The following is a 14551-nucleotide window of genomic DNA, read 5'->3' as shown; positions in this document are numbered from 1 at the left end:
GGCTTTCGACTTCAGACTCAGCACTAAACTAACTGGCGCAGGTACATTTGTATAGTGTTCTCCAACCCGTAATACAGCGCATCGGTGATGAGGGCGTGACCTATGCTTACCTCATCCAGCGCCGGGATGTTTTGGGCGAAGTATTTTAAGTTGTTCAAATCAAGGTCGTGCCCGGCGTTGATGCCCAGGCCAAGCTCATGGGCCACTTCGGCAGCCTTTACGTATGGCGCAATGGCTTGTTCTTTATTTTGATGGTATTGGGTGGCGTAAGCTTCGGTGTATAGTTCTATACGGTCGGTACCGGTGGTTGCAGCAGCCTTCACCATCTCTACCACAGGATCTACGAATATCGAAACGCGGATGCCTTCATCCTTGAATACTTTGATGATCTTTTGCAGGTAATGCTGGTTGGCTATGGTGTCCCAGCCGTGGTTGCTGGTGAGCTGTCCCAAAATATCGGGCACCAGGGTAACCTGCTCGGGCTTATTGGCCAGAACCAGGTTCACGAATTTTTGTTCCTCGCAGTTGCCCTCAATGTTGAACTCGGTTTTTACCACCTGCTTCAGTTCAAAAACATCATTGTAACGGATGTGCCGCTCATCGGGGCGGGGGTGTACCGTTATACCCTGCGCGCCAAAACGTTCGCAATCTTTTGCAACCTGTATCAGGTTAGGGTTGTCGCCGCCGCGCGAATTACGCAACGTAGCTATTTTATTGATGTTTACAGATAAGCGTGCCATACGGCAAAGTTAATAGTTATAGCAATATAGCGGTAAGGTTTATATTTATGCAGGAATTACTACAATCTCATTATCGTTGCCTTTATCCACCACTTGTTTAACGCCCGCTGCTGCGAGGTCTTTAGCAAGGCTCATAATCATTCTGTTATCCCAACCGTCCTGCCAGGGCACTAAAAGCGCTAAGGTTTTTCGCTTACACTCCATTTGTAGGATGTCCCTTGTTGGCTTCGTGCCGAAGCGCCCCATGCCCCCACCATAATAATCGAACCGTTTTTTATAAGTGAAATATACCTCATTGAATGGCACGGTATCTATTACCGTATTCGTGCGGCTTTTGGTTACTACGGTTACCTGCTTATTATCGGTGTCTATAACCACCTTGTAGGTATATTCCCATCGCAACTGCACGGTTGTGAAAATCGCAACTACGATTGCCGCTATTATAGTGACAGCAAACGGCGGTTGACCGTAAATAAGCAAGAGCAGGGCGAAGATTGCGATGAACGCTATCATCGCAAAGCCCTTTTTTTCTACTGTGTAAGTTTTAGGGGACATGATGCTTTCTAAGGAAGCTATCGCATTACTGGTGAAAGCGAATAAGTATTTAGGTATTAGAAGTGCCCTTTTAAAACTTATTGAGCTCAGTGTATTTAGAAACGAAGTCGAAATCCCTATCGTCGTAAAGTAACTTGACGTTATGGCTTAATGCATAAACAGCAATAAGGCAATCATTCGGTTTTCTTATGGTAACGCCATTTTTTCGTAATTTACGATACAATTGAGCTGCTTCATTCGCCAGATGGTAAGCATCGCCATTTAACTGTCTCAGCCCTTTAAAATAATTAGACAGTTTGCCATACTGTTGATCCGAAACAACTCCCTGTAATACTTCTTGCACTATTACAGGGCAGGTGGCTATAACGAAATCATCCGATTTGTTTTTTAGTATCAGGCTTGCTTGTGTTTCAATACCTTTAAATACATTTACCCAAACCGAAGTATCAACTAAAATGATATTCATTTGTAGGCTTCTTCATCAATCTCCACTTTGCCCCAGAAATCCAATATCTTCTTTTGATTTTCCAGGCCAATATATACTTGCAGCGCTTTTTCGACCATCAGTTTTTTGGTTTTTATCTTGCTGATTTTTTGTGCCGTAGCCATTAGGTTGTCGTCAATATCAATATTCGTTCTCATACACCTATTTTTACATAAAGATACACATTTTGTTTTCTGTTATGAAAATTTCGTAATTTACTTCTATTTCCCCCTCACCGCTATTACCACGCTATTTCTACCATCGCGTACATCGGGGTTTAGGCCTACGGTCATGAGGTACTTGCCCGAGTAGGTTGCGGTGGCTATGCCCGCGCTGCGGCCCGGCATCAGGTTGGTTTCGCTTACTTCGTACAGCTTATCTTCTTGCAAACCTTTCATGCGGATGGGCAGGTGGCTGCCTGCCTGGTAGCGGTTGTTCACCAGGTAATTGAACATGATGGCATTGTTTTTTGCGGCATCTACATACATAATCGAAGCAAAATCGTTGCCCCATGGGCTTTGCAGGCGGTATTGGTCGCCATGCCAAATGGCTTCGCTGAATTCTTTATAGGTTGCCAATGCACCGTGTGCATAAGCCAGTTCCTGGGGTTTTAGTTTGCTCACTACAATGTCGAAACCCAGCTTGCCCATCATGGCCACATCCGTACGGAATTTGATGGGTTGCTTGCCCCAATCGGTAACGTGGTTGCTGCTGGTTAGGGCGGGGTAAAAGTACGAGTACTCCCACTGGATAAACACGCGCTCGATAGGCTCGGTATTGTCGCTGGCCCAAAATTCGGTGAAGTATTTCAGCGCACCGTAGTCAACCCGGCCGCCGCCGCCGCTGCACAGCATCATGGGTACTTTGGGGTACTTGGCCCGCAGCCTGTCCAACACACTGTACAGCCCGCGCACATAATCGAAATAAAAATTGCCCTGGTTTTTTTGGTAGGGCGAGTACGCATTATACATCAGCGCGTTGCAATCCCATTTAATGTAGGCTAGGTCGGGGTTCTCTACAAAAAGCTTATCCACCACGCTGAACACAAAGTTTTGTACGGCGGGGTTGCTCAAGTCCAACACCAACTGATTGCGCATGTAAAACTCGGGGCGGTTGGGTTGTTTTACTACCCAATCCGGGTGTTTTTCGTACAATTCGCTTTTGGGGTTCACCATTTCGGGCTCTACCCAAATACCAAATTTTACGCCATTCTCTTTCGCCACTTTAACCAAAAAGGGTATTCCATCGGGCAGTTTGGCTTTGTTTACTTCCCAATCGCCAAGGCCGGCGTGGTCGCCGTTGCGGGGGTATTTGTTACCGAACCAGCCATCATCCAGCAAGAACAAATCAACGCCCAAATCTTTGGTGTCTTTCAGCAAAGCCGAAAGCTTATCGTTATTGAAATCGAAGTAGGTGGATTCCCAGTTGTTTAGCAGTGTTAAGCGCGGTCCCTGTCCATCAAGCACCTTGTATTTGCGTGCCCAGCTTTGCAGGTTGCGGCTGGCATCGCCTTTGCCTTTATCGCTAAGGGTGTACAAAAATTTTGGTGTTTCGAAGGCTACACCCGCCTTAAGCGTATAATTGGCGGCGTAGTTATTGGCCCCGGCTATGATGCGCAGGTTGTTGGTAGGGTCAACCTCCAGATCGATACGGAAGTTGCCGCTCCACTCCAGGTTGCCGTAAAGTACCTGGCCCTCGTCTTCGCCGGCGGGCTTGTTAAGCGATACCATAAATACCGGCGGCTGAAAGATATCCGCGCGCGAGCCCAGTTTGCTATCCAGCGTTTTGATACCATGGTTAAGCTGCTCTTCCTCGGGGCGCATTTCCTGTGCCCACTCGCCATGGTAATGCTTCAGCCAGTAGCTATCGGCCTGTATGTAAAGGTTGGCCGAGGCGTATTTATTGAGCACTACATCCTTTTTTTCGTGATGGGTAATAACGCTCCATTGCTCGGTTACGTTTTCGGCATAGTAGCTTTGGTAGTTCAGCGTCACCTCGAAATTGTAGAGCGAATCTTTCAGATGCACGCTCAGTAGCGATACATCATCGCTTATTTTGGTAACCGTATGGCTTACGTACTGCAGCTCGAGCGATTTATTGCCATCGGCATGGGTAACCTCAATGGCGGGCTCCAGCAGGTTATGCGTGCCCGATGTGGTGTAAGCCGAATTGTACACGTTATCATAGCCATCCAGTTTGGTGGTTTTAGGTACCGCAGCATATTCAGTTGGATTATTGAGCTTGCCGCCAAAATACACCATGCTGAGCCGTTTATCATCGCCCACGCGCAGTACAATGGCGTTGTTTTTGGTTTCGATGGGGATAACGATAGATTGTGCAAGAGCGAACAAGCAATTAAATGTCAATGCGACAATAATCAGTGCCGGGCGCAGGGACGTTGAGCGTACAAAATTCATATAATGGGTTGTATTGGTTGGCTTTGTTTATTTGTTAAGCGGATAGATCACCCCATCTTTCATTACCAAAGTAACTTGTGTTACCGCTTTGATATTTGTAGAAGGGTCCCCGTTTACGGCCACAATATCGGCTAAATAATTTACTTTGATGTTGCCCAGATCCTTCAAATCAAAAATTTGGGCGTTTACAGATGTGGCAGAGCGCAGCACGTCCATGGGCTTCATACCGTACTCGGCCATCAGCAGCATTTCCTCTGCATTTTTGCCGTGCGTAAACACGCCTACGTCGCCGCCCATGCAAATGGTAACGCCGGCTTTTAGGGCCTCGGTAAATATGTAGTGTTTCAGTTTTACGCTGGCCGGTGCGGGGTCTATGCCTTTGCGCCAGCCGCTGTAGCGTTCTATGGATTCAGTTGCGTTAAGGGTAGGACAAAGGGCAATACCTTTTTCTTTCATAAGCTTAAATAACTCAGGCGTACCGCCGTCGCCGTGCTCAATGGTATTTACGCCGGCTTCTATGGCGCGGCGCATACCCTCGGTAGTACCCGAGTGTACTACCACCTGCCTGCCGCTGCTGCCAGCTACCTGTACGGCGGCTTTCAATTCATCCAGCGTAAAGGTGGGCTGGCTGGTGCCCCGGGTTCCCCAGCGATAATCTGCATACAGTTTTATCACATCGGCACCGTAGCCAATTTGTGAGCGTATTACACGAGTAAGGCCTTCAGCACCGTCGGCTTCTTCGGCACCTTTTATCAGTTTTAGCTCGGCCACGCCGGTGTAGGGCCCGTAGCTGCCCGTAGCCACAATGGCGCGGGTGGCTACCAACATCCGCGGACCGGGTACAATGCTTTTATTGATGGCCATTTTAAGGCCAACATCATCGTATCCGGCACCTTCTGTACCCAAATCGCGCACGGTGGTGAAACCGGCCAATAAGGTTGCCTTCGCATGGTTTATGGCACGTGCAGTGCGTTCGGGGCGGCTTTCGGTAAGTACCTGGTTATCCCAGCTGGTTTCGTTATAGGGATGCAGGAAGAGGTGCGAGTGGCCCTCAATCATACCGGGCATCAGTGTGCTGCCTTTTAGTTCGATAACTTTTGCATTGGCAGGTATGGTGATGGATGAAGGCAGGCCTATGGCCTCGATGCGGTTACCTTTTACCAGCACCCACCAACCGGCGTGCATATCCTGCCCGTCGAAAACGCGATCGGGTTTCAAAAGGGTGTAAGCTGTTTGCGCAAAAAGGTTTTGGCCGATAAAAAGTGTAGTTACCAGCAGAGCAAATAATTTTTTCATAGGTATATAAACAGGTTAGGTTACAATTCTCCGGCCTCTTCAAGTGCAAGGTTTTCCAGCATCGGGGTTATGCGGAAATTAGTTTGCTTTATTTTGCTTATCAAGGGTTTGATTGAGGGAATTAAACCAACTCGCTTTGCTTTAACAATAATGCCAATTGTGCCTGTAACCGCTATTTCTAACTGTTTTGCAAGCTTCCGGGCTTTTAAGTCGTCTAAGATAACAGTACTATCGTTATTTTCTAATGCCAGCGTTATTGCGCTTGCTTCTCCTTTATCAATTTGCATCGCCAGCAAATGCTGATACCTTTCATCTATAGGGTTTTGGATGATGACCCAATCAGGTAATTGCTGCCCAAATTCAGTGGCTATTGTATTTGTCGTGATAACTGTGCCGTAAAGGTTTTTCAGAAGGTTTAATTGGTCAATTTTGGTCAATAAAATAAAACAGCTCGTGTCCGCTATAATAATTTCAGGCATTTTTTATATCGTTGATGAGGTCATCAGCAGGATAATTAAAAATGGAAACATTGTAGCTGCCCAATAATTCGGCAAATGTAGTTTTAGATAACCCTGCCAGGTCGGCGGCCTGCCCTAAAGATAGTTTCCCGCGTTCATATAAACTACTTGCCAGCAACATTGCCGCCTCTTTGTCGTCTATATCAGTGGTATCTGGTATGTTGAGGGTTATCACTTTCATACTCAAAGCTAGTTAAAATTATTTTATTGCCCATGCAACCATTTTAACCGGTTTCCCATCTTACCTTTAAATGATGTTTTTGGAACCTAAAATCACTATTGACGAGTTGGTACACCGTTGCAAAACCGGGCAACGTAAAGCGCAGGAAATGCTTTACAAACGCCTGGCCTCAAAAATGATGGGCGTGTGCCTGCGTTACGCTACCGACCGTATGGAGGCCGAAGACATGCTGCAGAATGGCTTCATCAGGGTGTTCCAAAAGATAGAGAATTACAGGGGCGATGGTTCGTTTGAGGGTTGGGTGCGGCGGATAATGGTGCACAGTTCTATAGAGTATTACCGCAAACACCACCGCATGATGCAGGTTGTAGATATCGACGAGGCTGGGCAGGAGCCATCGGTAAATGCAACAGCAGCATCGAGCCTGGAGGCGAAGGATTTATTGGTACTGATAACGAGCCTTTCGCCTGGTTACCGCATGGTGTTTAACCTTTACGCCATCGACGGGTATTCGCACAAGGAAATTGCAGAGATTGTGGGCATTAGCGAGGGTGCCTCCAAATCGCAATTATCAAGGGCGAGGACCATTTTAAAAGAACAGATACTAAAGGCAGAAAAAAAAAGCTATGAATATGCAAAATAAGGATTTTGATGAATTGTTCCGGAATAAACTGGGCGACCTGGAAGTAGAGCCGGGCAAAGACTTATGGGATAATATTGCTGCAGAAGTTGTTATCGACAGCAAGAACCGCTCGGCCCTCCCTTTCATCAGTATAGCTGCCAGTGTACTGGTGTTGGTTGCTGCGGGATTGTTTTTTATCCCCAAAATAAAACCAGCTACTATCCAACCATCAAAGTTGATAGCCGTTAACCATACCGGCATCCAAAAAACAAACACTGTTGTGCCAAAAGCCGCCGAAATTAAGGTGACAGCGCCCCAAGCTCAACAGGTAGCCGTTGTAAGCCTGCCTGTAAAACAGCACAGCGTTAAGCAAAGCATCAAAAAACAAAAAAGCAACCTGCCGGCGCTGAATACCGACGCCATAGCTCAACAACAACAACCGCAACAAATTGCGCAGCAAACAACGCATAACGATGTTATATTAGCGGCCGTTAAATCCGATGCACTTGCGCAGGCTGCTATTACGCCAACCGTAAACGCCGAAGTAAAGGATACGCGCATTGCCGCACTGGCCGTGCCTGCGCTGACAGCCCAAACCCTGGCTGTCGTACAGCCAAAAAAACGCCGCATCCGCAGCTTTGGCGACCTGATAAACGTAGTGGTAGCCAAGGTAGATAAACGTAAGGATAAGCTGATAGAATTCAGCAACAAAGACGACGATGAGTCGCTGATTACCGGGATAAACCTGGGCATCATCAGAGTAAAAAAAGAAGAAGTTATAGCAACTAATAAATAACCATGAAAGCATTTATATACACCCTCATCATATGTTTTGCGGCAAGTAGCCTATTTGCGCAAACCGATACCATCAAAACCCGCTCCAGCGATAAAGGCGATGCGGATACCATCATCATTATTAAAAGCAAAAAGCGGCACAAATTAAAATTTGGTATAGGCCAGGACGTTGCCGAGGTAAACATCAACAATAACGAATACGACACCACCTACACGGCCTCTAAGGCCCCGGGCTTTTCTTTTGGCCTTACCTTTACACGTTTCGATATAGGCCTGGCCACGCTGAACGATAACGGCAGCTTTAAGCTATCGCCGCAAAACCAGTTTTTGAACTATCGTTCGTGGCGCAGCAGCAGCATTGGGTTTGATGTGCTGCAATTGAGTTATCGTTTCAACTCCGCGTTCAGGATATACACCGCAGGAGGCTTCGATTGGTTTAACCTGCGCCTGCGCGAAAGCGGCACCATACAGCGCGATGGCGACGTGCTCACCTTTGTACCCGATGATATCAAATACACCAAAAACCGCCTGAGGGCAAGCTACCTGCGTATACCGGTGGCGTTGGATTTCCGCACGCACGATGATGCCGACGGTCGCAGGTTTCACTTTGTGGGCGGGCTGGATATGGGCTTATTGCTGGGCAGCAGCCTTTTGCAGGAGAGCACAGAGAACGGCAGCCAAAAACGCGGTGGCGATTACCACTTTACTAAATTCCGCTACGGCCCCTTCGTGCGGGTAGGCTACGGCGGCATAGGCGTATTTGCCCGCTATTACATGAATGATATGTTTGATGATAGCCCCGCCCAAAAAGGCTTAAGGAACTTCTCTTTCGGGATGAGCGTGGGTTGGTAAACACGAACACGATTACAGGATTAAGCGATTGACACGATTGAAATGCGTCAGGGCAATGCATCAGGGCAGTCCTTCAATCCTACTCATCATGGTTCAGAAATTATGGCATTGCTTTTTGTCTGAACCGCTGATTTCAATGATTAAATGATGTCGCTGATGCCTAAACCTTGATTTGCCAGATTATAGGATGAAAGCATTTTGAAATGCATCAGGGCAATCCTTAAATCCTTTCATCATGGTTCAGAAATTATGGCATTGCTTTTTGTCTGAACCGCTGATTTCAATGATTAAATGATGTCGCTGATGTCTGAACCTTGATTTACCTGATTAAAAGATGAAAGGATTTTGAATTGCATCAGGGCAATCCTTAAATCCTTTCATCATGATTCAGAAATTATGGCATTGCTTTTTGTCTGAACCGCTGATTTCAATGATTAAATGATGTCGCTGATGTCTGAACCTTGATTTACCTGATTAAAAGATGAAAGGATTTTGAATTGCATCAGGGCAATCCTTAAATCCTTTCATCATGGTTCAGAAAAAATCCTGTCCCATCCTTTAACCGCTAAATCCTGTTATTTCTTGGTCGTGTCCCGCTCTACCAAATCCATGCCGCACTTACTGCAGGTACCGGGTTTATCCGAAGTGATATCCGGGTGCATGGTACAATAGTACTTGCCTTTGGGCTTTTCTGTTGCTGTGGCTTTGGCATCCTTTTTCGGTGCGTTATTGCAGGCGGCCATGGCCAGCAGGCCGGTTAATGCGAATAGTACGAAACGTATCTTCATAGCGAGTTTATTTGTTTTTGATAAAAGCGGCAAAGCCGAACAGCGATACCACCAGCACACCCAGGGCGGCCAGCATGCTCACCACGTCGCGGATGTTTTTACCCGCCCAGCTCATGCCGAAATACTTGTGTAAAAATATGAAGGAAAAGCCTTCCGCGCGGTCTATCCCGGTAACTTTTTCTGCCAGCTGCGAGGTGGTGGTTTCCACGTACCAGTTTTCGCCGCCGGGGTACTCCACCTTTTGTACGGGCAGCCGTTTGTTGATGAAGCCGTATTCGTTATCAAACTGGCGTATCTGGGTGGTTGCCAATCTGCCTTTAACTTGCTTAATTCCGGGGCGCGGTGCGCGATAGAATCCCGCAAGGTATCTTGCATAGTCTGCGTCGCCATCAGTTAATTCTTTGCCATCCGCCACATTAATATAGCGGATGTCCTTTTTATTGGTGCTCACCTGGTAATAAGTACTCCCTTCAAACTTTACGATGCCTGTTTTTACGATAGAGCTATCGGCTAAGGGCAATTGCAAGTTAGAAGCGGCTAAGTCGGCAGTGCTGATCAGTTGCTCATAGGCCTTTGCTTCAGGGGCGATGTTATGCAGTTTTACAATGATGTGAAACGCAGCACTGATGGTAAAAGTAAACATCACGAAGGAAACAATAAGCCCCAATTGCCTATGAAAACGGTGCACAAAACGGGTGTCATCCCTCCCGGCCTGCTTACGGTTCTGTTGCGCCGTTTTAAACTTCTTCCAAAACAGGCCGTAAATGGTAAGTCCGCTCAATAAGGAAAGGAACATGATGCTCACCACAACCAGCAAAACCACCAGGCGGAATTGGTCGCCGCCTAAATCGGCCAGAAAATCCCAGGTGTGCAACTGCTCAAAAAACATCAGCATGGCTTTGCGGGTGTTGTTATTGAAGGTACCCATGCGGCTTTGCGTGGTTTCTATGTACACATCCATCCCGTCGGCCCTATCGAAAGATACCTGCCAAACGGGCAGCAGGTGGTTGATGGGTTGGTAGTGGCTATCGAAGGTTTTTTGCAGCGTAACGCCTTTGATTTTTGATACCGTATCCTGCAAAAAATACCGGGCGAGGTATTTGGCGTAAGCCTCGTCGCCACCTTTGTATATATCACCTGTACCAGCCGAATAATAATTAACCGTACTATCCTTGCCCATTACCTGGTACAAGGCCTGCCCTTCTAACGCTATCAGCCCAAAATTGCGGAACCGGGCGATATGGTTCTTATCCAGCACCTGTTTAATGGATAGTGTTGGTTTTATCCCGCTTTGCGGCAAAGGCTTATACACCTCCCGCGCAATCGACGGTCTGAACCAGTTAGACATGAACGGATGTGATAATCCGCTCAATGTCCAACAAATAACCGGCACCAGGGCTACTAAACCCAGTATGCGGTGCCATTTATAAAAGTTTTGTTTTGCTGTTGCCATATTAATGTTTTGCTATAGCGTAACTAATGCCCAGGGTAAAAATGCGCGGCGGCGCTGCATTATAGGTATCGCCGTATTGATTGCTGGTGACGGTGGTAGCGTAAAGCTTATTGGTAACGTTCAGCGCGTTCAACCATATGCCCGCGCCATTTAAAGCGCCTGTTTTTACATCGTAACCCAATCGCACATTAAAAATATCATAACCCGAATAGGTTTTGGTATTAGCCGGATTGGTGAAATATTGGTTGATGTGCTGCCACTCTGCCGATAACCTTAAGCCATCGAGGTACAGCGGCTTATAGGTAATTTCGCTATTGGCTATCCAGGCGGGTGCGTTGTTCATCCGCTTGCCGTTGTAGCTGGTTACGCTACTTAAGCCGGTGGCGTAGTTGGTGCGCACTTCACTGTAATCTACATACGTATGCCTTGCATTGGTGCCGCTGAAGCGGAAGCTCAGCTCTTTTACAGGCGCATAGTTTACAGAGTACTCTATCCCACGATGACGGGTTGCGCCTGCGTTTTGGTTTTGCGTGGTATTATCGGGCAGTAACTGGTTGATGATTTCGTTACGGCCTTCCAAATCGTACAGGCTTACTTCCAGGTACATCTTCTTATCCAGCAGGGCAAGCCATCCGCCGGCCTCGTAATTGTTAAAAGTGGCTTGCTTCAACTGCACCAACTGACGCGAGCTGTACAGATCGCCTGTTTCGGGTGGCTGAAAGCCTACGCTGTAATTGGCATAAAATCCTTTATTGTTACCAAAGTTATAAGTCAACCCCAGTTTTGGTGCCACAATATCGAAGTTGTTGGTCTCCTGCTGCTTGTATTTGGTGCTTCCGGCTGGGATGTTGTTGCTGAAAGCGTAGTGGATACGATCGTACCGCAGGCCCATTACTATGCGCAGGGCATCAACGGGTTTTATTTCATACTGGGTGTATGCAGCCGTGTTGAACAGTTTGATGCGGTAATCATCAATGTACCTGCCGGTATTGGTGTAGCCCGTATAGTAATTATTAGCCACATCTTTTTGTATATCCAGGTATTTGGCGTAATAACTGCTTGGGCTGTTATCTGCATAAAGCCCCACTATCAGCCGCGAATGCAGGAAACTAAAATCTGTACGGTGCTGCGCCAGCAAGCCAAAACTATGAAAGCGCTGGTCGTTCTCCTGCCCGTTTGAGCTGAGGTATTTACCCGAATTATCGCGCACATCTGATATAAAATAACTAGGCAACTGCGCGGTAGAGTTGTTACGGTAAAACAGCGTTAAAAAGGTATTACTGTTATCGTTCCATGTATGCTCTAACCGGGCACTGGTTCTGAAAGCCTTTACTTTGCGATAACTAAAGCGTTGGTTAGCGCCATAACTACGGTTGTAAAAGTGCGCGCTATCCAGGCTGCCGGGGGTTTGGGTATTGAGATAGTTGTAGGTGGCAGAGGTAGTTAACCGGGTAGCAGCATCAAAATCATAGGTGGTTTTGATATTGCCCGAGTATTTATCAAAGTCAGAATAATCCTGCCAGCTGTCTTTTTGATGCGCAATGTAGCCTCCCGCATATAAGCCAAACTTACCTGCAGTAAAGCCGCCATCAGCATCAACCCGACGGTAATGGTAATTATCGCCCTGAAACGATAGGTTGGCGGCATAGCCTGCCGGAGCCCCCTGGGTGATAAAGTTAACCGCCCCACCAATAGCATTACTGCCATAAAGCGAAGATGCAGGGCCTTTAATCACCTCTATATCGCGCACGCCGCTCATGTTTATCTCATATAGCGAGTTATGGTTGAAGATACCCGTAGGGCGTATAGGCAACCCATCTTCCATGTATAAATAAAGCGCATTATACGTAATGGGCTGGCGAATAGCCATAGTATGCTGCTCGTTACCCAGGTTTACCATGTAAACGCCTGCCGTTTTATTTAGCAACTGGTACAGCGCGGTAGCTTTGGTATCATGTATCTGTGTGGAATTTATCTTACTGATGGCAATTGGCGCGCTCTGCCTGCTTTGTCGCTCGCGACTGGCAGACACCACCACCTGTTGCAGATCGATTGTAGCGGGTTCTAAAATAATGGCCACAGAAGTGCCGCTATTGGTAACGCTGTATAACTGCGTGTTGTAACCCACCAGGCTAAAACGAAGCGTTTTAACACCGTCGGCATTGACTACGAACTTGCCCTTGGTATCAGTAACCGTAATATCTACAGGGTTGCCCGGGTCGTTAACATTGCAAACGGCTACTCCCGCAAGTGGCTCGTGGGTGCGGGCATCGGTAATGGTGCCGGTAAGTTTATTTTGCCCGAAGGCTATTGCCGAAAAAAAAGAAAATAGAAGATATAATAGCGTAAATGGTTTCATAAAAACATATCAATTGCCCGTCGGCATTTAGCCAACCGTGCGTAAAATAATATACAGCCCATGCAAAAATTAAAATGCATGATAGTTAACGATGAGCAATGCCATCATCAAAAAAGCTGTATCAGGAAAACTTAGATGGAATTTATGAAAGCCGCGGAGGCTGAAAGATAGGGCGGATTTGAGTCGGCAGGTGAATAGGACGCTCGGGGCTTGCTATTACCGCCAACAAAACGGAGTGGAATTTAACGGCCTGTGGCTCGTTAAACCCAGCTTCCTGGAAAAGGTTCTTTTGCGCTGTGCGTTCGCCGGCTGCTTTGTTGTCTTCGGCCTGCTTTATCTTTTTCATAAAGTAGCACTTGCCGTTACAATGCATCCAGGGTTTATCGCGGTTTTCGCAAAGCTTGGTAGCAATATAATTGCGGTTAAGCTCAAAACCCGCATAAACGAACAGCCGCGTAAAGTTCACCGTTACCAGGGATACGATCAGCAAATATGCGGTTATACGTTGCAGCATTTCGCCGCAAAGGTAAGGGTTGTAAGTTTAAAAATTTGTCGTCATGTTGAATTTATTTCAACACCCCACACGGCAGGTGGGCACTTTGCTAAGCCGATAAGCTTGGTGGCTACTTTAATGATGGGGTGTTGAAACAAGTTCTATGACGATCTATTTTATCCCCCCCAAAACAAAAACCCCGCCTTTTTGGGGCAGGGTCCTTCAGTTTCAGGTTTATAATTACTTGCCGTGTTTTAAAACAAAATGCGCATTGCTGCCGCCAAAATCCACGTTCATGGCAACAGAATCGGCATATACTTTACCGCTGTGTGGGTAATCGGTACCATTTACGTTTACTTTAAAAGTAAAATCATCGCCTTTTATTTTGCCATCGTCAACAGTAACGTCGCCGGCAGGAGATGATGCTGTGCCTGTGAGTTTTTCGCCATCTACCTTAAAGTTATAGCTTACATCAAGCGCCTGACCATCGGGCGTGCTAAGGGTGCCTACCCATTTTCCGTTCAGGTCGGCAAAAGCGGCCATCGCTATCATAAAGCAGCACGATAATAAAGCCGTAGTAAAAATCTTCCTTTTCATAATGAGTTTTTAGTTTTTGAATGAATAAATGTAGGGTTTTTATTAAAAAACAAATACTACCTCAATATTAATTTTTAACACCGTTTGTTAAGATTTGCCGGCGACCCGCCACAGCCGTATATTAGCGTACACCTCACCGTCCGTTATCGAACAACCAGATAACCCGATACCACCACAAGCACTTGACTAACAAATGATTAAAAAATTGGCATACATCTTATACAATACAACTTAGCAAGCAAGCTTGCTAGGGCAGAAAACAAATCGGTGTAACGGCGAAGCCCTCCTATGTTTGTCAATTACAAAGGAAGTGTTAATCTTGAAGAAAAAGTGAAAAAGTGTGAGAGTAAACGGAGCCCTAAACAATTTTAAAAATATGTTGGTCAAGAGATATTACCTCA

Annotated in this window: 16 protein-coding genes; 3 read left to right on the top strand and 13 right to left on the bottom strand. The window is 46.6% G+C overall.

Translation table 11 applies throughout. The features are described 5' to 3' along the window. Nucleotides 1-23: 23 nt before the first annotated feature. The 8 genes from E2R66_RS11655 to E2R66_RS11620 all read right to left on the bottom strand — a co-directional run bounded on the left by E2R66_RS11655 (nt 24) and on the right by E2R66_RS11620 (nt 6191). Nucleotides 24-740, bottom strand: coding sequence for a pyridoxine 5'-phosphate synthase (locus E2R66_RS11655; RefSeq protein WP_133231060.1), 717 nt, complete (start codon nt 738-740; stop codon nt 24-26). Between the two features lie 45 nt (nt 741-785). Then, nucleotides 786-1295, bottom strand: a complete 510-nt coding sequence (locus E2R66_RS11650; RefSeq protein ID WP_133231062.1) for a hypothetical protein — start codon at nt 1293-1295, stop codon at nt 786-788. Between the two features lie 70 nt (nt 1296-1365). Beyond that, nucleotides 1366-1761, bottom strand: coding sequence for a type II toxin-antitoxin system VapC family toxin (gene vapC, locus E2R66_RS11645; protein ID WP_133231064.1), 396 nt, complete (start codon nt 1759-1761; stop codon nt 1366-1368). Next, nucleotides 1758-1937 carry a type II toxin-antitoxin system VapB family antitoxin gene (locus tag E2R66_RS11640; RefSeq protein WP_133231066.1) on the bottom strand — a complete coding sequence of 60 codons (180 nt, stop codon included), beginning with the start codon at nt 1935-1937 and terminating at the stop codon, nt 1758-1760. Before E2R66_RS11640 ends, vapC begins: the two co-directional genes overlap by 4 nt. A 63-nt stretch (nt 1938-2000) precedes the next feature. Further along, a complete protein-coding gene (locus E2R66_RS11635; RefSeq protein ID WP_133231068.1) occupies nt 2001-4196 on the bottom strand; it encodes an alpha-galactosidase in 2196 nt (731 codons plus the stop codon). Between the two features lie 27 nt (nt 4197-4223). Continuing rightward, the gene (locus tag E2R66_RS11630; protein ID WP_133231070.1) at nt 4224-5492 is read right to left on the bottom strand and encodes a metal-dependent hydrolase family protein; all 1269 of its coding nucleotides are present in this window, start codon (nt 5490-5492) and stop codon (nt 4224-4226) included. Between the two features lie 20 nt (nt 5493-5512). Beyond that, nucleotides 5513-5971, bottom strand: a complete 459-nt coding sequence (locus tag E2R66_RS11625) for a DUF3368 domain-containing protein (protein WP_133231072.1) — start codon at nt 5969-5971, stop codon at nt 5513-5515. Then, on the bottom strand, nt 5964-6191 hold the full coding sequence (locus E2R66_RS11620; protein ID WP_133231074.1) for a UPF0175 family protein: 228 nt from the start codon (nt 6189-6191) through the stop codon (nt 5964-5966). The genes E2R66_RS11625 and E2R66_RS11620 overlap by 8 nt, the downstream gene beginning before the upstream one ends. Nucleotides 6192-6264: 73 nt before the next feature. Here E2R66_RS11620 and E2R66_RS11615 point away from each other — a divergent pair, with 73 nt between their 5' ends. From E2R66_RS11615 to E2R66_RS11605, 3 genes are read left to right on the top strand one after another with little or no spacing between them, the layout of a single operon-like run. Next, nucleotides 6265-6834, top strand: a complete 570-nt coding sequence (locus E2R66_RS11615) for an RNA polymerase sigma factor (RefSeq protein WP_133231120.1) — start codon at nt 6265-6267, stop codon at nt 6832-6834. Next, nucleotides 6824-7609, top strand: coding sequence for a hypothetical protein (locus E2R66_RS11610; protein ID WP_133231076.1), 786 nt, complete (start codon nt 6824-6826; stop codon nt 7607-7609). Before E2R66_RS11615 ends, E2R66_RS11610 begins: the two co-directional genes overlap by 11 nt. A gap of 2 nt (nt 7610-7611) precedes the next feature. Continuing rightward, complete coding sequence (locus E2R66_RS11605) at nt 7612-8460, top strand: outer membrane beta-barrel protein (RefSeq protein WP_133231078.1); 849 nt, start codon at nt 7612-7614, stop codon at nt 8458-8460. A 575-nt stretch (nt 8461-9035) separates the two neighbouring features. Here E2R66_RS11605 and E2R66_RS11600 read toward each other — a convergent pair. The 5 genes from E2R66_RS11600 to E2R66_RS11580 form a co-directional block, all read right to left on the bottom strand. After that, nucleotides 9036-9248 carry a heavy metal-binding domain-containing protein gene (locus E2R66_RS11600; RefSeq protein ID WP_133231080.1) on the bottom strand — a complete coding sequence of 71 codons (213 nt, stop codon included), beginning with the start codon at nt 9246-9248 and terminating at the stop codon, nt 9036-9038. Between the two features lie 7 nt (nt 9249-9255). Beyond that, nucleotides 9256-10701 (bottom strand): PepSY domain-containing protein, encoded by a 1446-nt coding sequence (locus E2R66_RS11595; RefSeq protein ID WP_133231082.1) that lies wholly within the window; start codon nt 10699-10701, stop codon nt 9256-9258. Nucleotide 10702: 1 nt separating this feature from the next. Further along, nucleotides 10703-13060 carry a TonB-dependent receptor gene (locus tag E2R66_RS11590; protein WP_133231084.1) on the bottom strand — a complete coding sequence of 786 codons (2358 nt, stop codon included), beginning with the start codon at nt 13058-13060 and terminating at the stop codon, nt 10703-10705. Between the two features lie 142 nt (nt 13061-13202). Beyond that, a complete protein-coding gene (locus tag E2R66_RS11585; protein ID WP_133231086.1) occupies nt 13203-13574 on the bottom strand; it encodes a hypothetical protein in 372 nt (123 codons plus the stop codon). Nucleotides 13575-13793: 219 nt separating this feature from the next. Next, complete coding sequence (locus E2R66_RS11580; RefSeq protein ID WP_133231088.1) at nt 13794-14150, bottom strand: glycoside hydrolase; 357 nt, start codon at nt 14148-14150, stop codon at nt 13794-13796. Nucleotides 14151-14551 lie beyond the last annotated feature (401 nt).

The organism is Mucilaginibacter psychrotolerans, assembly GCF_004519315.1.
GTDB lineage: Bacteria > Bacteroidota > Bacteroidia > Sphingobacteriales > Sphingobacteriaceae > Mucilaginibacter > Mucilaginibacter psychrotolerans.
The sequence above is the reverse complement of the archived record's forward strand: the minus strand, read 5'-3'. Positions and strand labels throughout refer to the sequence as shown.

Bases quoted from the DNA above. Each gene is read 5' to 3' on its own strand.
- E2R66_RS11625 (WP_133231072.1), bottom strand. From the start codon at position 5,971: ATGCCTGAAATTATTATAGCGGACACGAGCTGTTTTATTTTATTGACC.
- E2R66_RS11595 (WP_133231082.1), bottom strand. From the start codon at position 10,701: ATGGCAACAGCAAAACAAAACTTTTATAAATGGCACCGCATACTGGGT.
- E2R66_RS11610 (WP_133231076.1), top strand. From the start codon at position 6,824: ATGCAAAATAAGGATTTTGATGAATTGTTCCGGAATAAACTGGGCGAC.
- vapC (WP_133231064.1), bottom strand. From the start codon at position 1,761: ATGAATATCATTTTAGTTGATACTTCGGTTTGGGTAAATGTATTTAAA.
- E2R66_RS11655 (WP_133231060.1), bottom strand. From the start codon at position 740: ATGGCACGCTTATCTGTAAACATCAATAAAATAGCTACGTTGCGTAAT.
- E2R66_RS11650 (WP_133231062.1), bottom strand. From the start codon at position 1,295: ATGTCCCCTAAAACTTACACAGTAGAAAAAAAGGGCTTTGCGATGATA.
- E2R66_RS11630 (WP_133231070.1), bottom strand. From the start codon at position 5,492: ATGAAAAAATTATTTGCTCTGCTGGTAACTACACTTTTTATCGGCCAA.
- E2R66_RS11585 (WP_133231086.1), bottom strand. From the start codon at position 13,574: ATGCTGCAACGTATAACCGCATATTTGCTGATCGTATCCCTGGTAACG.
- E2R66_RS11600 (WP_133231080.1), bottom strand. From the start codon at position 9,248: ATGAAGATACGTTTCGTACTATTCGCATTAACCGGCCTGCTGGCCATG.
- E2R66_RS11635 (WP_133231068.1), bottom strand. From the start codon at position 4,196: ATGAATTTTGTACGCTCAACGTCCCTGCGCCCGGCACTGATTATTGTC.
- E2R66_RS11580 (WP_133231088.1), bottom strand. From the start codon at position 14,150: ATGAAAAGGAAGATTTTTACTACGGCTTTATTATCGTGCTGCTTTATG.
- E2R66_RS11640 (WP_133231066.1), bottom strand. From the start codon at position 1,937: ATGAGAACGAATATTGATATTGACGACAACCTAATGGCTACGGCACAA.
- E2R66_RS11615 (WP_133231120.1), top strand. From the start codon at position 6,265: ATGTTTTTGGAACCTAAAATCACTATTGACGAGTTGGTACACCGTTGC.
- E2R66_RS11605 (WP_133231078.1), top strand. From the start codon at position 7,612: ATGAAAGCATTTATATACACCCTCATCATATGTTTTGCGGCAAGTAGC.
- E2R66_RS11590 (WP_133231084.1), bottom strand. From the start codon at position 13,060: ATGAAACCATTTACGCTATTATATCTTCTATTTTCTTTTTTTTCGGCA.
- E2R66_RS11620 (WP_133231074.1), bottom strand. From the start codon at position 6,191: ATGAAAGTGATAACCCTCAACATACCAGATACCACTGATATAGACGAC.